The following is a 23,491-nucleotide window of genomic DNA, read 5'->3' as shown; positions in this document are numbered from 1 at the left end:
ATCTGAAGGGGACTCCGGGCCCCGCAAAAACAACCCGTCCATCCGCTCGTGGGGGGGGTTGTTTCTTTTCCCCTCCTCCTTTCCCTCTCCTCCTGTGGTTTCGCCCCGGGCGGCGCACGACGGTCCGGATCAAGTCGCCGACCGCACAAGGGATAACGTACGTCGACATGGGCACGACTGCTGCAGTTGAGCGCCCCGCGCCCAGGGGCTCCTCGAAGGCCCGTCGGCGGCGGGTCGTGGGTTTGGGCACACTCGTGGCGCTCCTGGTGACCGCCACGGTGCTGTCGCTGGCCGTCGGCGCACGCGCGTTGAGTCCCACCGACGTGTGGCACGGGCTGTTCGCGGCCCCGGAGTCCGACCAGCGGCTCACCGAGATCCGGCTCATCGTGCAGACCGTGCGGGTGCCCCGGACGGTTCTCGGGGTCGTGGCGGGCATCGCCCTGGGGGTCGGCGGGGCGTTGATCCAGGGATACACGCGCAACCCGATCGCCGACACGGGCCTGCTGGGCGTGAACTCCGGAGCCTCGTTCGCCGTCGTGGTGGCGATCTCCGTGTTCGGGCTCGGCAACCCGTTCCAGTACGTCTGGTTCGCCTTCCTGGGGGCGGGGATCGCCGGTGTCGTCGTGTTCGGGCTGGCGAGCATCGGCCGGGGCGCCGGCAACCCGCTGACGCTCGCCCTGGCCGGACAAGGCGTCACGGTGTTCCTGGCGGCGATGACCACGGCGGTCGCGCTCTCGGACCAGCAGGCCCTGAACGCCCTGCGGTTCTGGAACTCGGGCTCCCTGAACGGGGTCGGATTCGACGTCATCTGGCCGGTCACCGCCTTCATCGCCGCCGGTCTCGTGCTGGCCCTGACCACGCTGCCTTCCCTCAACCTGCTGAACCTGGGCGATGACGTGGCGCGGGGACTGGGTGTGAACATCGCGCTGAGCCGGACCGTCGGCATCGCCGCCATCACCCTGCTGGCGGGCGCGGCGACGGCCGCCTGCGGGCCCATCGCGTTCCTCGGGCTCATGGTGGCCCATGTGGCCCGGTATCTGACCGGGCCGGACTACCGCTGGCTGGTGCCGTTCGCCGGTCTGCTCGGGGCCGTCGTCCTGCTGGTCTGCGACATCGTGGGCCGACTGGTGGTGCGGCCGGGTGAGTTGGACGCGGGCGTCCTCGTGGCGCTCCTCGGCGCCCCGTTCTTCGCGGTTCTGGTGTGGCGCGGAAAGTTCAGGAAAGCATGAACGTGACAGATGTGAAGCCGTCGGTGCTGCCGGGCGTGCGGCTCGGCCGGGTGTCGTTCCTCTGGCGGCCCTGGATCCTGTGCGTGACGTTGCTGCTGGCGACGGCGACGTTCCTGGTGTTCTGTCTGTCCGTCGGCGTCGGGGACTTCCCCATCAGCCTGTCGCGGGTGATCGCGACGATCCTCGGGCGGGGCGAGCAGGTCGACCAGTTCGTGATCATGGACCTGCGGATGCCGCGTGCCCTGGCCGGGCTCGTCGTGGGCATCGCGCTGGGCGTGTCCGGGGCGATCACGCAGTCCATCGCCCGCAATCCCCTGGCCAGCCCGGACGTTCTCGGCATCACCACGGGCGCCAGCGCGGTCGCGGTGTTCCTGGTGACCGTGTCGGGTGGCACCGCCGCCGCGATCGTCAGCTCCGTGGGCCTGTCCGCGGCGGCGCTCGCGGGCGGGCTCGGCACGGGCCTGCTGGTGTACTTCCTGGCCTGGCGGCGCGGGGTCGACGGCTTCCGGCTCATCCTCATCGGCATCTCCGTGAGCGCCGTGATGGAGGCGATCACGACCTGGCTGCTCGTCACCGCCGACATCCGGGACGTGGCCAAGGCCCAGGCGTGGCTGGTCGGTTCGCTGGAGGACCGCGCGTGGGGCGAGGTCTGGATCGCGCTGTGGTGCTCGCTCGTCCTCCTCGTCGTGGTGTCCTTCGTCGCGTTCCAGTTCAAGCCGATGCACTTCGGCGACGAGGTCGCCGCCGGCCTGGGCGTCCGGTACGCGGCGGTACGGGCGGTCCTGCTGCTGTGCGCCGTACTGCTGGCCGGTGTGGCGGTGAGCGCGGCGGGCCCGGTCCCCTTCGTCGCGCTGGTGGCGCCGCAGGTGGCGATGCGTCTGGCGAGGTGCCCGACACCGCCGATGGTGGCCTCGGGCCTCGTGGGCGCGTTGCTGCTGATCGGCTCGGACCTGGTCGCGCGCACGGCACTGCCGGTCTCGCTCCCGGTCGGTGTGGTCACCGCCGCGATCGGCGGCCCCTTCCTCGTCTATCTGCTGGTGCGGGCGAACCTCAGATAGGTGTACAAGAGTCAGGCATACCTAAGTAAGGGGGGCTTGTGGTCGCACAGTCCATCAACCGGACGAAGGCCGGGATCGGTGACACCTCGCGGCTGGCAGCCAAGGGTGTCACGGTCGGGTACGGCGGCCGGGTCGTCATCGATGAACTCGACGTGGCGATACCGCCAGGGGTGGTCACCACGATCATCGGCCCCAACGGCTGCGGCAAGTCGACCCTGTTGAAGACGCTGTCGCGGCTGCTCAAGCCGACCGGGGGAACCGTCGTCCTGGACGGCGAGGACATCGGCCGGCTCCGGACCCGGGACGTGGCGAAGAAGCTCGGCCTGCTGCCGCAGGCGCCGGTCGCGCCCGAGGGGCTGACGGTGGCCGACCTGGTCGCCAGGGGCCGCCATCCGCACCAGAGCTGGCTGCGGCAGTGGTCCTCGGACGACGCCGAGGTGGTGGAACGCGCGCTCGCGATGACGGGCGTGTCCGATCTGGCGGACCGCCCGGTCGACGCGCTGTCCGGCGGGCAGCGCCAGCGCGTCTGGATCTCGATGACGCTGGCTCAGGGCACCGATCTGCTGCTGCTGGACGAGCCGACGACCTATCTGGATCTGGCGCACGCGATCGACGTCCTGGATCTGGTGGACGACCTGCACGAGTCGGGCTGCACCGTCGTCATGGTGCTGCACGACCTCAACCTGGCCACGCGCTACAGCGACAACCTCGTGGTGATGAAGGACGGGTCGATCCTGGCGCAGGGCCACCCGCGCGACGTGATCACCGCCGAGCTGCTGCACGAGGCGTTCGGGCTGCGCGCGCAGGTCATCGACGACCCGGTGGGGGACCGGCCGCTCATCGTGCCGATCGGTCGCACGCACGTCCAGTTGGACACATCCTGATAAACGCGGAGAAGTAAGGCTAGGCTAACCTCACTCGGTCACGGTAAGGTTTGCCTGCCCTTAGGCGAGGGTGCAGTGAACTAGCGCGAAAGCAAGGGGTTTTGGATGCTCCTCCATCGAACGACGCTCAGAAGGCCCTTGCGGCGCATGGCGGCGATACTCACCGCCGCCACCCTCGGCGTCGGTCTCCTCGCGGGATGCGGTTCCGACTCGGCGGACAAGACGGACCAGCAGAACGACGGCACGCAGGCCGCGGCCGCCGGCGCCTTCCCGGTGACCGTGGAGCACGCCTTCGGATCCACGACGGTCGACAAGGCGCCCAAGCGGGTCGTCTCCGTCGGCTACACCGACGACCAGACCATCCTGGCGTTCGGCATCAAGCCCGTCGGCATGGTCGACCAGTACCCGAACCCCCCGGGCAAGAGTCCTGACATCAACACCCAGTGGCCCTGGGTGAAGGACAAGTGGGGCGACACCAAGCCCGAGGTCGTCATGAAGAACGGCGACACCGGCCCCAACTACGAGAAGATCGCCGCCCTGCGCCCGGACCTGATCGTCGCGGTCTACTCCGAGATCGACAAGGCCGCCTACGACAAGCTGTCCAGGATCGCCCCGACGGTGGCGCGCACCAAGGCCGAGAAGGAGCCCTTCAGCGCCCCCTGGCAGGACAACGCGCTCCACATCGCCAAGGCCCTCGGCAAGGCCGAGGAGGGCGAGAAGATGGTCCAGGACATCCAGGGCCAGCTCGACTCGGCCAAGAAGGCCCACCCCGAACTCGGGAAGGAAACCGCCGTCGCGCTGTCCTGGTACAAGGACTCGGTGGCGCCGTTCACCTCCACCGACGTGCGCGGACGACTCGTCACGGGCATCGGCTACAAGTACCAGACCGAGATCGACAAGATCGCGGGCGGCAGCTTCTACACCACGCTCTCTCCCGAGCGCGTCGACCTCGTCGACGTCGACCACATCTTCGTCATCAACGACAAGGCCGATACCGAGGCGCTGAAGAAGTTCAAGCTCTTCGCCAACCTGGACGCCGTGAAGAAGGGCAACGTGTCGTACCTGCTCGACAGTGAGGGACCCGCGGTCGGCGCGGCCATCTCCCAGGGCACCCTGCTGTCCATGCCGTACGCGATCGACGAGCTCGTCAAGTCGGTCGATCAGTAAGTGAGCACCACCGAAACGCATGCCGCCCCGGCGACCCTGCGCACGACGACCGGCCGCGAAGCCACCCGATGGGTCACGGCGCACTGCCGTGAGATGCCCTGGCTGACGGCCGCCACCGTGCTCACCACGGTCGCGGGGGCGGCGCTCCAGGTGCTCCCGGTGCTCCTGCTCGGCCGCGTGGTCGACGGGGTCGTCGGGGGTGAGGAACGATCGATCCTGGTCACGATCGGGGTGTTGATCGGTGCCGCCGCGCTGCTCGGCGCGGCGGCCACCGCGGTCTCGACCTACCTGATCGGGCGGCTGGGCGCGGATCTGCTCGCCCGGCTGCGCGAATGCGCCGTCCGGGCGGTGCTCGGGATGCCGAGCGCCCGGATCGAGCAGGTCGGCCGGGGAGACGTGCTCTCCCGGGTCGGTGACGACGTGGCCGTGCTGTCCAAGGGCATCCGCACGGCCGTGCCCACCGTGTTCTCGGCGGGCGTGCTGGTCGTCATCGCCACCCTCGGCATGTTCGGTCTTGACTGGCGGCTCGGCCTGGCCGGTGCCGGCGCACTGCCCGCGTACGCGCTGGCCCTGCGCTGGTATCTGCCCCGGTCCGCACCGCTCTACCGGAAACAGCGAGTGGCCCAGGCCGACCGGGCGCAGGCGTTCATCAGCGGTCTCAACGGCATCGACACGGTCCGGGCGTACCGACTCGAGAGCGCCTTCCGCGAGAAGGTCACCAGCGAGTCGTGGCGGGTGCGCGACCTCGGCATCGAGGTGTTCCGGTTCTTCGGCCGGTTCGTCGGCCGGGAGAACCGCGCCGAGTTCATCGGTCTCGTCCTGATCCTCGTCGTGGGGTACGCCCTGCTGGAGGCCGACGCCGCCAGCCTGGGCGAGGTGTCGGCGGCTCCGCTGCTGTTCCACCGGCTGTTCACCCCGCTGGGCGCCATCATGTTCACCTTCGACGAGGCGCAGAAGTCGGGCGCGAGCCTGACCCGTCTGGTCGGGGTGCTGGGGGAGGCGGCCGAGGAGCGCCTGGTGGGCGACGAGTCCGTCCCGGCGGCACAGGCCGGTTCGTACCCGGTGGCGGTGCGGGGGCTGACGTTCCGTTACCCCGGCTCGGAGGATCCGGTGCTGCGGGGTGTCGACCTGACCATTCCCGCCGGTGGTTCGCTCGCCCTGGTGGGGGCGACGGGCGCGGGCAAGACGACCCTGGCCGCGCTGATCGCCGGCATAGGGACCCCGGAAGCCGGGTCCGTGCGGGTCGGGCAGACCGATCTCGCCGACCTGGACGAGGCCGGAGCGCGGGCCCTGGTGAGCATCCTGACGCAGGAGACCCATGTGTTCTCCGGTCCGCTCGCCGAGGACCTGCGGCTGGCCGCGCCGGAGGCGACCGACGCCGAACTGACGGCCGCCCTGCGCACGGTCGGCGCCGACGGCTGGGTCGACGCGCTGCCCGAGGGGCTGAACACCCCGGTCGGCGAGGGCGGTGAGCGCCTGGACGTCACCAAGGTCGCCCAGATCGCCCTGGCCCGGCTGGTGCTGGGCCGGGCGCCGGTGGTGGTGCTCGACGAGTCGACCGCGGAGGCCGGCAGCGAGGGTGCCGCCGAGCTGGAGCGGGCCGTACTGGCCGCCTGCGCGGGCCGGACGACGCTGTTCGTGGCGCACCGGCTGACCCAGGCCATGGCCGCCGACCGGATCGCCGTGCTGGACGCGGGACGCGTCGTGGAACAGGGCACGCACGAGGAGCTGGTGGCTCTGGGCGGCCGGTACGCACGACTGTGGCGGGCCTGGCGAGAGGGTAGTTAGGCAACCCTTATTTAGGTTAGCCTAACTCCACATTCTGGAAGGGACGCTGAGTCTTCGATGATGGAACCGCGTGCTCGTGTCGCACTGCTTTCCCCCACTCGCCTGGCGGAAGTCCGCCGGCGCACAGGTGACTACCCGGACAGGACCATCGCCGAAGCGTGCGCCATCGGTCTGTCGTACTGGGCGACGGGGCAGAGCCCCGACGGTATCGACCTCGCGCCCGGCACGCTCTTCGCCGACGTCCTCGGATGGGTCGACAACGGCGGGACGGCACCCGGTGGTTGGGACGTGAGCCCGGACGGCCGGAGCATCACCGTTCCGGACGGCGTCGCGCCGGCCGACGCGCAGCTCGCGCTGGACGACCTGGCCGACTTCCCGGACCGGCCCCTCGGCACCATCGGCCCGTCCAGTGTGGCCGCCCGGCTGCGGACCCTGGCCGAGTGGAACGACAACGAGGCCGACCGGGTCCGCCCGACCATCGTCGAGATGTTCCGGGAGCAGGCGCTGGCCAGACCGGACGCCGTCGCCGTCGTCGACGAGCACCGTTCGCTGACCTACCGTCAGGCAGCCGAGCTCTCCAGCCAGCTGGCCCACCACCTCATCGCACGCGGACTGCGCCACGAACAGGTCGTCGGTATCTCCCTGGCCCGCTCCGCCGACATGGTGATCGGGCTGCTCGCCGCGCTCCAGGCCGGATGCGCGTTCGTGCCGCTCGACCCGCAGTGGCCCGCCGCGCGCCGGGCCGTCGTCATCGCGGACGCCCGGGTCGTCCTGCAGCTCAACGCCTCGGGCGAGCACGACCCGGCCGAACCTGAGGCCGTGGCCGTCGACCTCGGCGACTGGAAATACGCCTCCTGCCCCGCCGAGGGCACCGGCGTCACCGTCCTCGGCGACGCCCTGGCCTATGTCATCTTCACGTCCGGTTCCACCGGGCGGCCCAAGGGCGCGATGATCCGGCACGAGGCGATCAGCGAGCGCCTGCTGTGGCAGGTCAACGAGATCCTCGGCTTCGGCCATGACGACGCGTCGCTCTTCAAAGCTCCGCTGTCCTTCGACATATCCATCAACGAGATCTTCCTGCCCCTGGTCTCCGGCGGCAGGCTGGTGGTCCTGCGCACCGGCGGCGAGCGAGACCCGCACCATCTGCTGAGCGTCATCGCCGAGCAGCGCGTCACCTTCACGTACCTGGTGTCGTCCATGCTGGACGTGCTGCTGGAGATGACCGGCGACACCGGCCGCCTGGACAGCCTGCGCCACGTGTGGTGCGGCGGCGAGGTGCTCACCCCCGAGTTGTACGAGCGGTTCCGCACCAAGCTCGACATCCCCATGTACCACGGCTACGGCCCCGCCGAGACGACCATCGGCGTCTCGCACGTCATCTACCGGGGCGCCGCGGAACGCCTGTCGACGTCCATCGGCAAGGCCAACCCCAACACCCAGCTGTACGTCCTGGACGAGGAGCTGCGCCCGGTCCCCGTCGGCGTCGGCGGCGAACTCTACGTGGGCGGCTTCCTCCTGGGCCGCGGATACGTGGGCGCCCCCGGCCTGACCGCCTCCCGGTTCGTGGCCAACCCCTTCGCCGACGACGGCTCCCGCCTCTACCGGACCGGAGACCTCGCGCGCTTCGCCCCGGACGGATCCCTGGACTTCCTCGGCCGCGCCGACAACCAGATCAAGATCCGCGGCATGCGGCTGGAGATAGAGGACGTCGAGGCCGGCCTCGCCGAACACCCCCGGGTCCGGCACACCTGCGTCGTCGCGAAGAAGAACTCGGCCGGCGGCACCTACCTCGTCGGCTACGTCATCCCGGCCACCGGCGGCGAGGACCTGCGGGCGGACGAGGTCAAGGCGTGGGCCGGCGAGCACATGGTCGAGTACATGGTGCCGACCCACCTCGTCGTGATGGACGAGTTCCCGCTCACCGCCAACGGCAAGCTCGACCGCAACGCCCTGCCCGAGCCCACGATCGACACCGGCTCCCTCGTGAGGCCCACCACCGACGACGAGCGCGCCGTGTGCGCCGCGGTCGCGCAGGTGCTGCGGCTCGACGAGGTCGGCGTCGACCAGGACTTCTTCCAGCTCGGCGGAGACAGCATCCTGGCCATCTCCCTGCTGAGCGCCCTGCGCGACGAGGGCCTCCACGTCACGGCACGGCAGATCTTCACCCACAGCACCGTGGGCGCACTGGCGGCGGTCGCGAGCCGTGAGGACGTCTCCACCACGGACCACGCCGACGTCGCCACCGGAACCGTCGTGGGATCGCCCATCGTGCAGTGGCTCGGCGAGACCACGGACGCCGTCGACGGCTTCGTCCAGTCCGTCGTGCTCAACACCCCGGCGGACCTGACCGCCGACGCCCTCGACGCGACCCTCTCGGCCCTCGTCCGGCACCACGACATGCTGCGCGCCAAGCTGGTGCGCGGCGACGACTGGAGCTTCGACATCCCGGAGGCGGACGGGGCGTCTGTGACCTGGCAGGAGAGCGATCTGCCGGTCGAGGAGTGCGTCGCCCTCGCCACCGAGGGGCTGGACCCGGACGGCGGCGCGATGCTGCGTGCCGTCTGGCGCCGCGCGGAACGGCAACTGGTCCTGGTCGCCCACCACGTGGTGATCGACGGCGTGTCCTGGCGCGTCCTGATGGAGGACCTGGCCACCGCCTGGCGGCAGTTCACCTCGGACACGCCGATCGAGCTGCCCCCGGTGGGCACGTCGTTCCGGCGCTGGACCCAGCTGCTGGAACGGGCCGCGTTCGACGCGGACTCCTCTTACTACTGGCGCCCCCTGCCAGGGGAGGACCAACTGATCGGCAGGCGCGCCCTGTCCGAGGCCGACACCGTCGCGCACGAGCGGCTGCGGACCGTCTCGGTCGGCCCCGAGATCACGGCCGCCCTGCTCGGCGACATCCCCGCGAAGTTCCACGCGGGCGTCAACGACGTCCTGCTGACCGCGCTCTCCGTCGCCCTCGCCCGCTGGCGCCGCGACCTCGGCCAGGACCAGACGTTCGCCCACATCGAACTCGAAGGCCACGGCCGCGAAGGACAGTTCGTGGCGGACTCCGCCGGCTTCGAGCCGGAACTGTCCCGGACCGTCGGCTGGTTCACCACCCTCTTCCCGGTGACCGTCGACCCCGGCACGGCGGCCGACCTCACCAGCCCCGCGTATCTGAGCGCCGCCCTCAAGGCGGTCAAGGAAGACCTCGCCCGGGTGCCGGACAACGGCGTCTCCTACGGCGCCCTGCGCTACCTCACCGGCAGCGAGTTCGACGCCCCCGCTCCGCAGGTCCTCTTCAACTACCTGGGCCGCTTCGCCGCGGGCGCCCCCGGCGACTGGCAGCTCGCGGGCACCACCGGCCAGCTGGGCGAGAAGCGCGACCCGGAGATGCGCCTGCCGCGCGCCCTGGAGTTCAACGCGATCGCCGAACCCGCCGCCTCCACCGGCGACTACGAGCTGGTCACCACCATCTCCTGGCCCGACGGGATGTTCACCGACGCGGACATCACCGCCATCGGCGACTACTTCCGGGTGGCCCTGGCCTCCCTCGCCGCACTCGACGAGGGCGGCCACTCGCCCAGTGACTTCGCCCTGGTGCCGCTCACCCAGACCGACGTCGACGCCCTGGACGGCCCGGCGCTGCGCGACGTCCTGCCGCTGACCCCGCTGCAGGAGGGCCTGTATTTCCACTCGGTCTTCGACGACGACTCGGCGGGCGCCTACGTCGAGCAGCAACTCCTCACCCTCGACGGCGAGGTGGACGCCGACCGGCTCGCGACAGCGGCCTCCCGCCTGCTCACCCTCTTCCCGAACCTGGCCGCCCGGTTCACCGCCCTCGCCGACGGCCGCGTGGTCTCCGTGCTGGAGAGCGGCATCGAGGCCCCCTTCACCACACTCGACCGTCCTGGCATCACCGACGAGGAGATACGCGACCTCGCCGAGCGGGACCGCCGCGCCGGCTTCGACCTGGCCACCGGCCCGCTGATGCGGTACACACTCGTCCGCGCAGGATCCGGCCGGAACGTCCTGGTCCAGACCGTGCACCACATCATCGCCGACGGCTGGTCCGTGCCGCCGATGCTCCGCGCACTGCTGGCCGAGTACCACGCCCCGGGGACCGTCTACCCGATCGGCGGCTTCGCCGACTACGTGCACTGGCTCGCCGGACGCGACGACGACGAGAGCGACCGCGTCTGGCGCGCCGAACTCGCCGACCTGCCCGGCCCCTCACTGGTCGCCGAGGACCACACCCCCTCCGACCGCTTCGCCGACACCGCCGTGGAGCCCGAGGGCGACCTCGACGCCGCCGTCCGCGAGGCCGGCGTGCCGCTGAGCGTGGCCGTGCACAGCGCCTGGGCCGTGACGCTCGGCGGCATCCTGCACGGCAGCGACGTGGTGTTCGGCTCCACCGTCTCCGGCCGCGACGCCGATGTCCCCGGCATCGGGGACATGGTGGGCCTGTTCATCAACACCATCCCCGTACGCGCCCGTTGGGCCGATGACACCACCTCCGCCGACCTGCTCGCCTCGGTCCGGGAGCACCAGAGCGCGGTCCTGCCGCACCAGCACGTCTCCCTGGCGAGGATCGGCCGCCAGGCCGGCGCCGGCTCCCTGTTCGACACCCTCGTGGTCTTCGACGTGGCCACCGATGTCACCGCCCTGCGACGACCCGACGACACCCTGGTCGTCTCCGACCTCGTCAACGAGGGCGCCCCGCACTACCCGCTCACGCTGGTGGTCGAGCGCGCCCTCGACGGACGACCGCGCTTCAACCTGATCTACGACGGTGAACTGCTGCGGGAGACCACCGCGCAGTCGATCCTGCACACGTTCACCCACACCCTCACCGGCCTGCTGACCCGGCCGGACGCCTTGGTCGACGACCTGGCACCCGAGAGCGGGCGACGTCCCGCACCGATCACCCCGACGACGCTGGGCGGCCTGTTCGACGCCGCCGCGCGCCGCGAACCCGCCGCCACCGCCGTCACCCAGTGCGGCCTCGACGGCGGCACCCGTTCCCTGACCTACGGCGAACTGGCCGACACCAAGAACGAACTGGCCTCCGCCCTGCGCGCGGCCGGGGTCGGGCCGGGCAAACGGGTCGCCGTGGCCGTTCCGCGCTCCCTGGAGCAGGTCGTCGCCCTGGTCGCCATCGTCAGCGCGGGCGGCGCCTACGTCCCGCTGGACCTCGCCTACCCGGACGACCGGCTGGAGTACATCCTCGCCGACGCCGCACCCCAGGTCGTCCTGGTGGACCGCGAGCAGCGCGACCGCTTCACGGAGCTGCTGGCCAGGGCGGATGTGCCGGCCCGGGTGCTCGTGCAGGGTGACGAACTGCCGGTGGGGGACCCCACCGAGCCCGAGGTGAGCTGGCACAACCCCGCGTACGTCATCTACACCTCCGGATCGACCGGCAGGCCCAAGGGCGTGGCCGTCCCGCACTCCAGCGTGGTCACGCTCCTCGCCAACACCCAGCCCGACATGGACTTCGGCCCGCAGGACGTGTGGGTCCAGTTCCACTCCTTCTCCTTCGACTTCGCGGTCTGGGAGCTGTGGGGCGCGCTGGCGTACGGCGGTGAGCTGCTGGTGCCCGAGTACGGCCTGACGCGCTCCCCGGTCGACTTCCACCGGCTCGTCCGCGAGCGCGGGGTGACCGTGCTCAACCAGACCCCGTCGGCGTTCTACCAGTTCATCGAGGCCGACCGGCTCGCCGGCGAGCCGCTGCCCGCGCTGCGCCGGATCATCTTCGGCGGCGAGGCGCTGGACCTCGGGCGGCTGCGCGGCTGGGTCGAGCGGCACGGCACGGGCACGCCCGAGCTGGTCAACATGTACGGCATCACCGAGACGACCGTCCACGTCACCCACCGGGTGCTCACCGACGAGGACTTCGGCCCCGGCGACGAGGTCAGCCCGATCGGCGGCCCGATCCCCGGCCTCGTCACCCACCTCCTCGACGACCGGCTCCGCCCGGTGCCGCCCGGCAAGGTCGGTGCCATCTACGTCGCCGGCGACCAGGTGTCGCTCGGCTACCTCGGCAGGCCCGGCCTCACCGCCGGCCGCTTCGTGGCGAACCCGTTCGCGGACGACGGCTCCCGCATGTACCACACGGGCGACCTCGCCGTCCGCACCCTCGACGGCGAGCTGCAGTTCACCGGCCGCGCCGACGACCAGGTACAGCTCAAGGGCTTCCGCATCGAGCTGGGCGAGGTCGAGTCCGCCGTACGGGAACTCGACGGCGTGGTGGATGTGGCCGTCACGGTGGCGGAGAGCGGCGATCACCTGGTCGCGCACGTCGTGGGGCAGGTGCCGGGTGACTTCGCCGAGTTGCTGTCCACGAAGCTTCCCGTGCACATGGTCCCGGGCCGGGTCCTCACGATCGACGCCCTACCGCTCACGGTCAACGGCAAGCTGGATCGAAAGACCCTGACTGAACGTACCTTCGGGGGCGCGGGGAACCGCGCGACCAGCCACAACGCACCCGCAGACAAGAACTCAGCTGTCACCGCACTCATCGAGATCTTCACCCAGACGCTGCCCGGCTCGGACATAGACGCCGACACCGACTTCTTCCACGCCGGAGGCGACAGCATCGTCGCCATCACGGTCGTGAACAGGGCCCGGACACTCGGCCTTGCGATCTCGCCCCGGGACGTCTTCCTGCTCAAGACCCCCCGCGCACTCGCCGACCACCTGGCGACGAGCACACCGCGAGTCACCGCGCACACCCCCGCCCGTCGCGAGGACGGCCCCCTGACACCGACGCCGATCATCCTGCGTCAGCGCGAACTGGGCGGCTCACTCGCCCGGTTCGCCCAGGCCAGGGCCGTCGTCGCCCCCGAGGGCACCGGATTCGCCGACGCCCGGCGCGCCGCGAACGCCGTAGTGGCCGCACACCCGGTACTGCGGCTGCGGCTGCGTACCGAGCACGGCGTATGGACCCTTCGCACCGAACCCGCCCACGAGGCCACCGTCGTACGGCCGGACACCACCGACGCGACAGCCGTCGCGAACGAGGCCGCCGAACAGCTCGACCCCGAGTCCGGGGACGTGGTGGCGTTCGCGTGGCTGGAGGCGAGCCGGACCTTCGTGGTCACCGTGCACCACCTCGCCGTCGACTCGGTGTCCTGGCTGATCCTGCTGGACGACCTGGCCGCAGCCCTCCGCGGGGAGCCCCTGGCCCCGCCGACCACGTCGTACGCCGAGTACGCCGACGCACTCACACTCCACTCCACCCACGCACTCGACGACCTCGGTCACTGGACCACCACGCTCCAGGCGCCCGAACTGCTGCCCACGGTCGGCGGACTGCGCGAGACCACGGTCGTGCTGGCACGCGACGTGAGCGACCGCCTGACCCGCACCGCACCCGCCGCACTCGGCGTCGGGCTGACCGAGCTGCTGTGCGGTGCGCTGCGCACGGCGCTGACCCGCGTCCAGCCGTCGCCCACCGATCTCGCGATCGAGCTGGAGCGGCACGGCCGGGTCCCGGTCCTCGAACAGCACGACTACACCCGTACGGTCGGCTGGTTCACCGCCATCGCGCCCGTACGGCTCACCGCGCACACCGACCCGGTCGCCGCGGCCCGCGAGGTCGCCGAACGCCAGCCGGACGAGCGCGCCCACGTCGCCTACGGGCAGCTCAGGTACCTCGATCCGCAGACGGCCCCGCTGCTCACCGCCCGCCCGCAGGTGCTGTTCAACTATCTCGGCCGGGGCAGTGAGTCCCAGGCGCTGCACCTCACCGGCGGCGACCAGGGCAGCCCGTACGCCGTCGAGGTCAACGCCTGGACCGATGAGGCGACCGGCAGTCTGCTCGCCGAGTTCACCCTCGCCGAGGGCATACCCGACGAGATCACCGAGCACTGGCGCGGCGCGCTGGAGCGCATCGCGGACGCCGCCTCGACGGCCGAGCGCACCGCACCGGTCACCCCGCTCCAGCGCGGCCTGTTCTTCCAGGCCCAGATGGCGGGCACGGCCGGACACTACGTCGCGCAGAGCTGGTTCACCTTCGACCGGCGCCTGGACACCGACGCGCTGGCCGAGGCGATGGCGTATGTGATCGCCCGGCACCCGGTCGTGGGCGCCGGCTTCGGCACGGACGACGACGGGAATCCTGTCCAGGTCCTCAAGGCCGGCCGGCGGGTCGATGTCCGTACGGTCGCCCTGTCGACGGACGCGGAGGTCGACGCCCTGCGCGCCCGGGACCGCGACACGGGATTCGACCCGGGCGAGCCGCCGCTGATCCGGCTGACCGTCGTACGGCTGCCCGACGACCGCGACGGCCTGCTGTTCAGCTACCACCTGCTGCTGTGGGACGGCTGGTCCCGCGAGATCGTCCTGCGGGACCTGTTCGACGCCTACCGTGCCGTCCTCGCGGGCGAGCCGCTCGACCCGACGCCGGCCACGCCGAGCTTCGAGGAGTACGCCCGGGCGCTCGACGCCAGGGACCCCGCCGTATCGGAACGCTTCTGGGCGGAGCACCTGACGGGTCTTTCCGGCCCGACGCTGCTCGCCGGACCGGCGCCGGCGCTCTCGGACGAGCTGCCGAGCGCGCTCGTGCACACGCTGTCCGCCGAGCGGTCGGAGCTGCTGCGGGACGCGGCCAGGGTGCACGGCGTCACGCTGAACTCGGTACTGACCGGCGCGTTCGGCCTCCTGCTCGGCGCGCACACCGGCCGCGGCGACGCGGTGTTCGGCGTGACCGTCTCCGGCCGCGACGGCGAGGGACTGGACGGCATCGTCGGTGTGCTGCTCAACACCGTGCCCACGTGGACGCGGGCCAGGCCGGACGAGTCGGTCCGGGAGTACCTGTCGGCCGTACAGGCCGCACGGGTCGAGGCGATGGAGCACGAGCACCTGGGGCTCGGCGAGATCCAGCGGGCCAGCGGGCACGACACCCTGTTCGACAACCTGTTCGTGCTGCAGAACTTCCTGGACATGGACGCGTTCGCCGAGATGAACGCCCGGCACGGCATCACCTCGGTGAAGGCCGACGACTCCACGCACTACCCGTTCACCTGGGTCGTCACCCCCGGCGACCGGCTCACGGTCAAGCTGGAGTACCGCGACGGCGACGAGGGCAACGCCCGCCGCCTGCTCGACGACTACCTGAGCGTGCTCGAAGACCTGGCCCGGTCGACCGGGCCGGTGGGCGCGCTGCGAGGGCTCGGTCCGGAACCCGTGCGGGACGAGCGTACGGACGTCGGCACGGACACCGTCGTCGACCGGTTCGACCAGGCCGCGGACCGTGACCCGCAGCGGGTGGCGCTCGTCGCCCACGGCGCGACGATGACGTTCGCCGAGCTCCGGGACCGCAGCCGCGCGGTCGCGGGAGTGCTCGCGGCGCGCGGTATCGGGCCCGAGACGACCGTGGGTCTCGCGATCCCGCGCTCCCTCGACTGGATCGCGGCGCTGTTCGCCGTCCTGCGGGTCGGCGCCGCGTACGTACCGCTGGAGCTGGACCACCCGGACGAGCGGATCGCCGCGATCGTCGACGACGCCCGCCCGGACGTGATCCTCACCGTGAGCGCCGTCTCGCCCCGGCTGTCCGGCGACCTCATCGAACTGGACCGGCCCCTTCCCGAGGCCGAGCCGTACGTGACGTTCGCGCCGGACGACCCGGACCGGCTGCGGCACCCCGCGTACACGATCTACACCTCCGGGTCGACCGGAAAGCCCAAGGGCGTGGTGACCGAGTACGCCGGGCTCACCAACATGCTGATCAACCATCAGCGCCGGATCTTCGAGCCGGTACTGGCGGAGCACGGCCACCGGATCTTCCGGATCGCGCACACCGTGTCGTTCGCGTTCGACATGTCGTGGGAGGAACTGCTGTGGCTCGCCGACGGCCATGAAGTGCACATCTGCGACGAGGAGTTGCGCCGTGATGCGCCCGCGCTGGTGGAGTACTGCCTGGAGCACGGGATCGACGTCGTCAACGTGACCCCGACCTACGCGCAGCAGCTGGTGGCCGAGGGCCTGCTGGACAACCCGGACCGCCGGCCGGCGCTGGTGCTGCTGGGCGGCGAGGCCGTCACCCCGACGCTGTGGCAGCGGCTCGCCGAGACCGAGGGCACGGTCGGCTACAACCTGTACGGACCCACCGAGTACACCATCAACACCCTGGGCGTCGGCACCTTCGAGTGCGAGGACCCGGTGGTGGGTATCGCCATCGACAACACGGACGTGTACGTCCTGGACCCGTGGCTGCGGCCGCTGCCCGACGGGGTGCCCGGAGAGCTGTACGTGTCGGGCATCGGCATCGCGCGCGGCTATCTCGGGCAGCCCGCCCAGAGCGCGCACCGCTTCGTCGCCTGCCCGTTCGGCGAGCCCGGGGAGCGCATGTACCGCACCGGGGACCTGGTGGTCCGCCGGCCCGACGGCAACCTGATGTATCTGGGCCGCACCGACCAGCAGGTCAAGATCCGGGGCCACCGGGTGGAACTCGGCGAGGTCGAGGCCGTGTTCGCCGCGCACCCGGCGGTCCGGTTCGCCGCCGCCGTCGCCCAGCCCGACCCGCAGGTCGACGGCGCCTACCGGCTGGCCGCGTATCTCGTGCTGGACGGCGCCGACCTGGCGGCGGTCGCCGCCGACGTGGGCGCCGGACTGCCGGACTTCCTGCGCCCGACGCACTACGCCCAGGTCGACAGCATCCCGCTGACGGTCAACGGGAAGGCTGACACCAAGGCGCTGCCCGAGGCCAAACCGCTCGGCGCGCTGACCACGGTGGGGGAGCGGGGCCCGCGGACCGAGACCGAGACCGTGGTGTGCGAGTACTTCGCCGAGGCACTGGACCTGGACGACGACGAGGTGAGCGCGGTGAGCGACTTCGTGTCCCTCGGAGGACACTCCATGCTGGCGGTACGGCTGATCGGCCTGCTCCGCCGCGAGTACGGTCCAGTGATCACCATCCGAGACCTGTTCACCCTGCGAACCCCCGAAGCGATTGCCCGCCACCTCGATGACAACTGACACGCAGCGGCCCCGCCCCGGGGCCGCCATCCTCCGCACGGCCCTGCGCCGCAACCTCGGCGCCATGGCCTGGGGCACCGTCCTCATGGGCCTGTACCAGGCCGGCGAGACGGCCTTCCCCATCGCGCTCGGCATGATCGTCGAGCACACGATGCGGGACGGCCGGAGCCTCGGCGCGCTCGCCCTGTCGATCGCCGCGCTGGCCGTGATCATCACGACCGTGTCGCTGTCGTGGCGGTTCGGCATGCGGATCCTGCAGAAGGCCAACACGACCGAGGCACACCGCTGGCGGGTGAAGGTCGCGGCCTGCGGCCTGCAACCGGTGGCCAGGGACGTCGACCTCAAGTCCGGCGAGGTGCTGACCATCGCCACCGAGGACGCCGACCAGACCGCCGACATCATCGAAGTGGTGCCGCTGCTGATCAGCTCGCTGGTCGCGGTGCTGGTCGCGGCGGTCGCGCTGGGCCTCGCCGACATCCGGCTCGGCCTGCTGGTGATCGTGGGCACCGTCGCGATCCTGTCGATCCTCAGCGTGATGTCCCGCCGGATCGGCAGCAGCACCCAGGAACAGCAGGCCCGGGTGGCGCGGGCCGGAGCGAAGGTCGCCGACCTGATCACCGGCCTGCGCCCGCTGCACGGATTCGGCGGCAACCACGCGGCGTTCGGTTCCTACCGGAAGGTCAGCACCGAGGCGAGGCACCAGGCGGTCACCGTCGCCAAGGTGAACGGCGTGTACGCGGGCACCGCGCTGGCCCTCAACGCGGTCCTGGCCGGAGCCGTGACCCTGACGGCGGGCTGGCTCGCGTTCGACGGCCGGATCACCATCGGGGAACTCGTCATGGCCGTGGGCCTGGCGCAGTTCATCATGGAACCGCTCCGGCTGTTCTCGGAGATGCCCAAGTATGTGATGATCGCGCGGGCGTCGGCCGAGCGGATGGCGCTGGTGCTGTCGGCGCCGCCGGTCACGACCCCGGGGTCCGGGCGACCGGCCCCGGGCGCGGACCTGGAGATCGACTCGGTCCGCCATGGGTCCCTGAACAAGGTGCGTTTCCAGGTGGCGGCCGGCGAGTTCGTCGCCATCGCCGCCTACCAGCCGCGCGCCGCGGCCGACCTGGCGGCCGTCCTGGCCGTGAACGTCCCGCCCGGCACCTACGAGGGAGTCGTCCGGATCGGCGGGCAGGAGCTGGCGGACCTGTCGGTCGAGGCGGTCCGCGAGCACCTCCTCGTGAACCCGTACGACGGGGAGATCTTCGCGGGCACCCTGCGCACCAACATCGACCCCTCGGGCACCAGCCGCTCGGTCCCCGAGGCCGTCGAGGCGTCCATGCTGACCGACGTCGTCGCCCTGCACCGCGAAGGCCTCGACTACGCCGTCCGCGACCGGGGCGCGAACCTCTCCGGAGGCCAGCGCCAGCGCCTGTCCCTGGCCCGCGCGCTGGCGGCCGACACGGACGTCCTCGTCCTGCACGACCCGACGACGGCGGTCGACGCGGTCACCGAGCAACTCGTCGCCCGCAACGTGGCGAAGCTACGCCGAGGCCGCACCACGGTGGTGATCACCAGCAGCCCGGCGTTCCTGGACGCCGCCGACCGGGTGCTGGTCCTGGACGACGGCGTCATCACCGGCGAGGGCACCCATCGCAACCTCCTGGCCACGGACGAGGACTACTGTCTGGCGGTGGCCCGGTGACCCGCTGCAGCGGACGGCCGTCGCGGCCGACCGGGTCTCCGTGATCGCTTCTTGAGTACTTTTCGGCCATGCTCGCGGCGTGCGGAGCGCTGCTGTCCCGTGACGTTCCGTTGTCCCAGGTGGCAGTCACTTCGGTGGTGCGTATCGCGGAGGAGCCGGTCGGCGGCAAAAGTACAGACGGCGTAAGGGGTATGTGAAGCACTTGCGTGCAAACGGGTCCGTAACCCACACCGCAGTAGTTTAACCCTCACCGACCTTCGGTAGGCAGTGGCGCGATCTCGTTCCCGCCGGGTCTCTGTTACCGGCGGTACTTACGTGCGCGCTGAGCTCTCCGCCCGGCGGGCGAGAGGGGTTTCCCTGTGGGACACATGGACCACTTCAGCGCCGGATGGGTCACCCCCGTCCTCTCCTACGTCATGGCCTGTGTCGGCTCGGCGCTCGGCCTGCGGTGCACGGTCAGGGCCCTGGAGGCCGACGGCGCCTCGAAACGGAACTGGCTGGTGCTGGCCTCGTTCGCGATCGGCTCCGGCATCTGGACCATGCACTTCGTCGCGATGATGGGCTTCAGTGTCGAGGGCACCCCCATCCGCTACGACGTTCCGCTCACCGTGCTCAGCCTCGTCATGGCCATCGCCGTCGTCAGCGCCGGCGTCTTCACCGCCGGGTACGGGCGTTCGCGCATCACGTCGGTGGCGCTCGGCGGGCTCGGCACCGGACTGGGCGTCGCCGCCATGCACTACGCCGGCATGGCCGCGCTCAACCTGCACGGCAGCGTCGACTACGACCCGCTCCTCGTCTTCGCCTCCGTCGTGATCGCCGTCGTCGCCGCGACCGCCGCCCTCACCCTCACCCTCATCGTGCGCGGCCCCGCCCTCGCAGCCGTCGCCGCGCTCGTCATGGGGCTCGCGGTCAGCAGCATGCACTACACCGCCATGTACGCCGTCGACGTCAGCCTCGCGCCCAGCAGCGCGGAGCTGCCCGGGGCCACGGCCACCGAGTTCCTCTTCCCGCTCGCCGTCGTGCTCGGCTCGTTCCTCTTCCTCGCCTCCGCGTACGTCGCGCTCTCCCCGACCGGCAAGCGCGCCGAGTCCGTCGCCGCCGAACTGTTGCGTGAGGTCGAGCTCTCCACCGCGACCGCCGACACGCCCGCCCCCACCACCACTGCGACCACGACCGTCTGAGCCGTACGTCCGCAGAGCCGCACAGCACACACCCTCGAAGAGGTAATCCATGCCTGTCACCCGTGCAACGGAACGGCTGCGCCCCAGATCGGTCCGGGCCAAGATCGTCGCCCTGCTCATGCTGCCCATCGTGTCCCTCATGGCCCTGTGGGGCTTCGCCGCGGTGACCACGGCCTCCAGCATCGGCGACACCGAGCGGGTCAAGGACGTCAACGCCGAACTCCTCGCTCCGGTCGACAGGTTCGTCACCGCGTTGCAGGCCGAGCGGACCGCCGTCACCCGCCACGCCGCCGCGCCGGACTCGGCCGGTCTCGACACGATCGAGGAGGCCCGGAAGGCCACCGACGAGGCCGCCACCGCCTTCCGTAACGGCGCCGACGCCGCCGCCGCGGACGCCGAGCTCCTGGACGCGGGCCTGCCCGCCCGCATCGACCGCCTGGAAGCCGACACGCGCGGACTCACAGCGCTGCGCGCACGGACCGACACGAAGGGCGCCGCCCAGACGGCCTTCACGGGCTACTCGACCATCATCGAGGACGCCTTCGCCGTCACCGGCGCGCTCACCGGCGAGAACGGCACCCACGCCGCATCCGAGGCCCGGGTCGTCCTCGAACTCGCCCGCGCCCGCGAGGCGGTGGCCCAGGAGCAGTCCCTCCTCGCCGCGGGGAGCGGGGCAGGTAAGCTCACCAAGGAGCAGTACACGCTGTTCGTCGGGGCCGTCGCCACCCAGCGGGAGCTGCTGAAGCCCGCGGTCGCCGACCTGAAGCCGGCGCACCGGGCCGCGTACAACGCGGTACTGGACAGCGGGAGTTACGACGGGCTCGCGGCCGGTGAGGATCGGGTGCGCAGCGCCGGACCCGGCGCCCCGGTCGTCTCCGCGGGCTTCTTGAAGGGCTGGGACTCGGGCGCCGACGCCGTGCTCAAGGACCTCGCCGGGGCCCAGTCGGACGCCGGCACGGGCGCCACGGCCAAGGCGGACCCGTTCGGCTGGGACACGCTCGGCGCCTCCGGCATCGCCGTCATCCTCGGTCTGGTGGGTGTGCTGCTGTCGCTGCTGGTGTCCGTGGGCGTCGGCCGCGGACTCATCGTCGAACTGCTCGACCTGCGCAACTCCGCCCTGGAGGTCGCCGGGCGCCGGTTGCCGCAGGCCATGCGCAGACTGCACGCCGGGCACGGCGTGGACATCGACGCCGAGGCCCCGATGCGCCGCCTTGTCGGCGACGAACTCGCCCAGGTGGGCACCGCACTCACCGCCGTGCAGCGGGCCGCGCTCAAGGCCGCCTCCGAGCGCGCCGAACTGCGCAGCGGCATCTCCGGGGCGTACGTCAGCATCGCCCGCCGCGGCCAGGTGCTGCTGCACCGCCAGCTCGACCTGCTCCACCAACTGGAGCAGCGCCCGCGCGACCCGGCCGAGGTGCAGGAGCTGTACCAGGTCGACTACCTCGCCACCCGGATGCGCCGCCACTCCGAGAGCCTGCTCATCCTGTCCGGCATCGCACCCGGACGCGGCTGGCGCGACCCCATCCCGCTGGCGGACGTCCTGCGGTCCGCCGTCGCGGAGATCGAGCAGCCGGGACGGGTGCAGATCTGGCCCGTACCGCCCGTCTCCGTCAACGGCGGCTCCGTCGCCGACGTCATCCACCTGCTCGCGGAACTCGTCGAGAACGCGGCCTCGTTCTCACCGCCCAGTACCCAGGTCCGGCTGCGGGCCGCCCGGCTGCGCGACGGCCTCCTCATCGAGATCGAGGACAGCGGCTTCGGCATGGACGAGGAGGCGATGGCCGAGGCCAACCGCAAGATCCAGTCCGAGAACGTCGACCTGCTCGACGCCAAGCAGATCGGACTCTTCGTGGTCAACCGTATCGCCGCCCGGCAGGGCCTGAGAGTCGAACTGCGCCCCTCGGAGAGCGGCGGCGCCACCGCGGCCGTCCTCATCCGCGAGAACCTGATACGGGACGACACGCCGGTGCACGACGCGGCGTTCCCCGACGGCCAGGATGGCGGCCGGGAACTGGCCCCCGCGTCAGCGTTGGTCCCGCAGCAGCAGGGGTGACGAGGACCGTGGGCTGCGGGCGCACTGCCGAACTCGGCGTACCGCTCGCCGGCCCGCACGCCTCAAGCGAGCGTCCAGGCGACATCCCTGAGCAGGGCGTGACGCCAGCCCGCCCGGTCGTGGCCCGACGCTGACCGGGAGACCAGTACCGTGGCGCCGGCCCGTTCTGCCAGGGTCTCGGTCAGTTCGCAGTGGGGCAGCATGCGCGTCTCGTGTTCCCCCACGTCGAACGCGACCCGCAGACCGGACAGGTCCGGGCGCTCCCGCAGGCGCGCGGCGATGGTGCCGCCGACCGGGCCGCCCAAGGGGTCGGCCAGGCCCAGGGCGTCGGCCGTCCACCAGAACGACCCCGACTGGCAGGCGGCGCGGGTCACCAGGTCCGGGAATTCCAGTGCCGCGTACAGCGCGCTCAGCCCGCCGAGGCTCTGCCCGGCGACCACCAGCCGGTCCAGGTCGGCGGGCACACCGGACTCGGCCACCAGCGGCAGCAGTTCGTCCCGGACCGCCTCCCACAACTCGGGGCGGCACGTGAACTCCCCTGCCCGGTCCTTGGCCGGCAGGAAGACCAGCGTGACCGGGGGTATCTCGCCACTGGCCACGGCCGAGTCGAACGCGGTCATGGCCGGGTGCAGATACAGCCAGTCGTCCCCGTCGAGCAGCAGCACCACAGGCCCGCCGCCCCCCACCGGATGGACCCGCACGGTCCGCCGCCCCCCGAGCCGTTCACTGGCCCAGCGGATCCGCGTACGCGGCAGGGGCAGCACCTCGTCGGCGCCGACAACCGGCCAGTGCGGCTGCTCCGGCGCGTCCGGCGTCGCCGCGATGGACCGGTCACCGCCCGCACCGGCCGGGTTGAGCGGGTCGGCGTACGCCGCGTCGTCCACCAGGAACTGATAGGTCACCCGCAGCCGCTCGGGCATGCGCACCTCGGCGTACCAGCAGTCCGAGTCGGCCCAGCGCCGCAGGGGAACCGGCTCCGACCAGCTCTCGAAACCGACCCTCGCCTCCGACCCGCGCCACAGGAACAGGGTCACCCAACCACCGTCCTCGGCGGGTTTCGAGGCGGGCGCGCCCGCGGCCGCCCAGAACTCGTCGGTGCCGGGCGCGCCGGGCAGCCCGAACCCGGCGAAGGCGTCGGCGTCCTCCATGTCGGCCGCGACCAGGCGCATGACTGTCTCCTTGTGAGAGGGAAGGGACAAAGGCTAAGCTCCAATCAATTAGGCGAGCCTAACCTAATCTTGGCCCTCCAAGGAGGCATCGAGCATGAGCACCAACCCCTTCGACGACAACGAAGGCCGTTTCCTGGTCCTGGTGAACGACGAGGGCCAGCACTCACTCTGGCCGTCGTTCGCCGAGGTGCCCGGGGGATGGACGATCGCCTTCGCCGAGAACACCCGGGAAGCGTGCCTGGAGTACGTCGAGACCCACTGGACGGACCTGCGCCCCCGGTCCCTCGCCGCGACGACGGACGTCTGACCT

11 protein-coding genes are annotated in these 23,491 nt (G+C 71.4%); 10 read left to right on the top strand and 1 reads right to left on the bottom strand.

The features are described from left to right. Positions 1 to 167 precede the first annotated feature (167 nt). The 9 genes from ACZ58V_RS09190 to ACZ58V_RS09150 all read left to right on the top strand — a co-directional run bounded on the left by ACZ58V_RS09190 (position 168) and on the right by ACZ58V_RS09150 (position 22,012). Positions 168 to 1,229 (top strand): FecCD family ABC transporter permease, encoded by a 1,062-nt coding sequence (locus ACZ58V_RS09190; RefSeq protein ID WP_468184766.1) that lies wholly within the window; start codon positions 168 to 170, stop codon positions 1,227 to 1,229. Further along, on the top strand, positions 1,226 to 2,287 hold the full coding sequence (locus ACZ58V_RS09185; RefSeq protein ID WP_468184769.1) for a FecCD family ABC transporter permease: 1,062 nt from the start codon (positions 1,226 to 1,228) through the stop codon (positions 2,285 to 2,287). Before ACZ58V_RS09190 ends, ACZ58V_RS09185 begins: the two co-directional genes overlap by 4 nt. Positions 2,288 to 2,325: 38 nt before the next feature. After that, positions 2,326 to 3,171, top strand: a complete 846-nt coding sequence (locus ACZ58V_RS09180; RefSeq protein WP_471289195.1) for an ABC transporter ATP-binding protein — start codon at positions 2,326 to 2,328, stop codon at positions 3,169 to 3,171. A gap of 105 nt (positions 3,172 to 3,276) precedes the next feature. Then, on the top strand, positions 3,277 to 4,338 hold the full coding sequence (locus ACZ58V_RS09175) for an iron-siderophore ABC transporter substrate-binding protein (protein ID WP_468184774.1): 1,062 nt from the start codon (positions 3,277 to 3,279) through the stop codon (positions 4,336 to 4,338). Continuing rightward, the gene (locus tag ACZ58V_RS09170; protein WP_471289192.1) at positions 4,339 to 6,126 is read left to right on the top strand and encodes an ABC transporter ATP-binding protein; all 1,788 of its coding nucleotides are present in this window, start codon (positions 4,339 to 4,341) and stop codon (positions 6,124 to 6,126) included. It begins immediately after the preceding gene. 57 nt (positions 6,127 to 6,183) lie between these two features. Beyond that, the gene (locus tag ACZ58V_RS09165; protein ID WP_471289189.1) at positions 6,184 to 17,088 is read left to right on the top strand and encodes a non-ribosomal peptide synthetase; all 10,905 of its coding nucleotides are present in this window, start codon (positions 6,184 to 6,186) and stop codon (positions 17,086 to 17,088) included. After that, the gene (locus tag ACZ58V_RS09160) at positions 17,078 to 18,778 is read left to right on the top strand and encodes an ABC transporter ATP-binding protein (RefSeq protein ID WP_468184781.1); all 1,701 of its coding nucleotides are present in this window, start codon (positions 17,078 to 17,080) and stop codon (positions 18,776 to 18,778) included. The genes ACZ58V_RS09165 and ACZ58V_RS09160 overlap by 11 nt, the downstream gene beginning before the upstream one ends. A 359-nt stretch (positions 18,779 to 19,137) precedes the next feature. Further along, a complete protein-coding gene (locus ACZ58V_RS09155; RefSeq protein ID WP_468184784.1) occupies positions 19,138 to 19,959 on the top strand; it encodes an MHYT domain-containing protein in 822 nt (273 codons plus the stop codon). 49 nt (positions 19,960 to 20,008) lie between these two features. Then, complete coding sequence (locus ACZ58V_RS09150) at positions 20,009 to 22,012, top strand: sensor histidine kinase (RefSeq protein ID WP_471289185.1); 2,004 nt, start codon at positions 20,009 to 20,011, stop codon at positions 22,010 to 22,012. 62 nt (positions 22,013 to 22,074) lie between these two features. Here the strand turns inward: ACZ58V_RS09150 and ACZ58V_RS09145 are convergent, their stop codons facing one another. Then, positions 22,075 to 23,181 (bottom strand): alpha/beta hydrolase-fold protein, encoded by a 1,107-nt coding sequence (locus ACZ58V_RS09145; protein ID WP_471289183.1) that lies wholly within the window; start codon positions 23,179 to 23,181, stop codon positions 22,075 to 22,077. Positions 23,182 to 23,275: 94 nt separating this feature from the next. On the opposite strand from ACZ58V_RS09145, the gene ACZ58V_RS09140 reads away from it, so the two are divergent. After that, on the top strand, positions 23,276 to 23,488 hold the full coding sequence (locus ACZ58V_RS09140; protein ID WP_468184792.1) for an MbtH family protein: 213 nt from the start codon (positions 23,276 to 23,278) through the stop codon (positions 23,486 to 23,488). Positions 23,489 to 23,491: the final 3 nt, after the last annotated feature.

The sequence above is a fragment of the Streptomyces sp. NPDC040589 genome (genome assembly GCF_055594445.1).
Note: the sequence above shows the minus strand (reverse complement) of the source record. Positions and strands in the feature narration are given on the sequence as shown.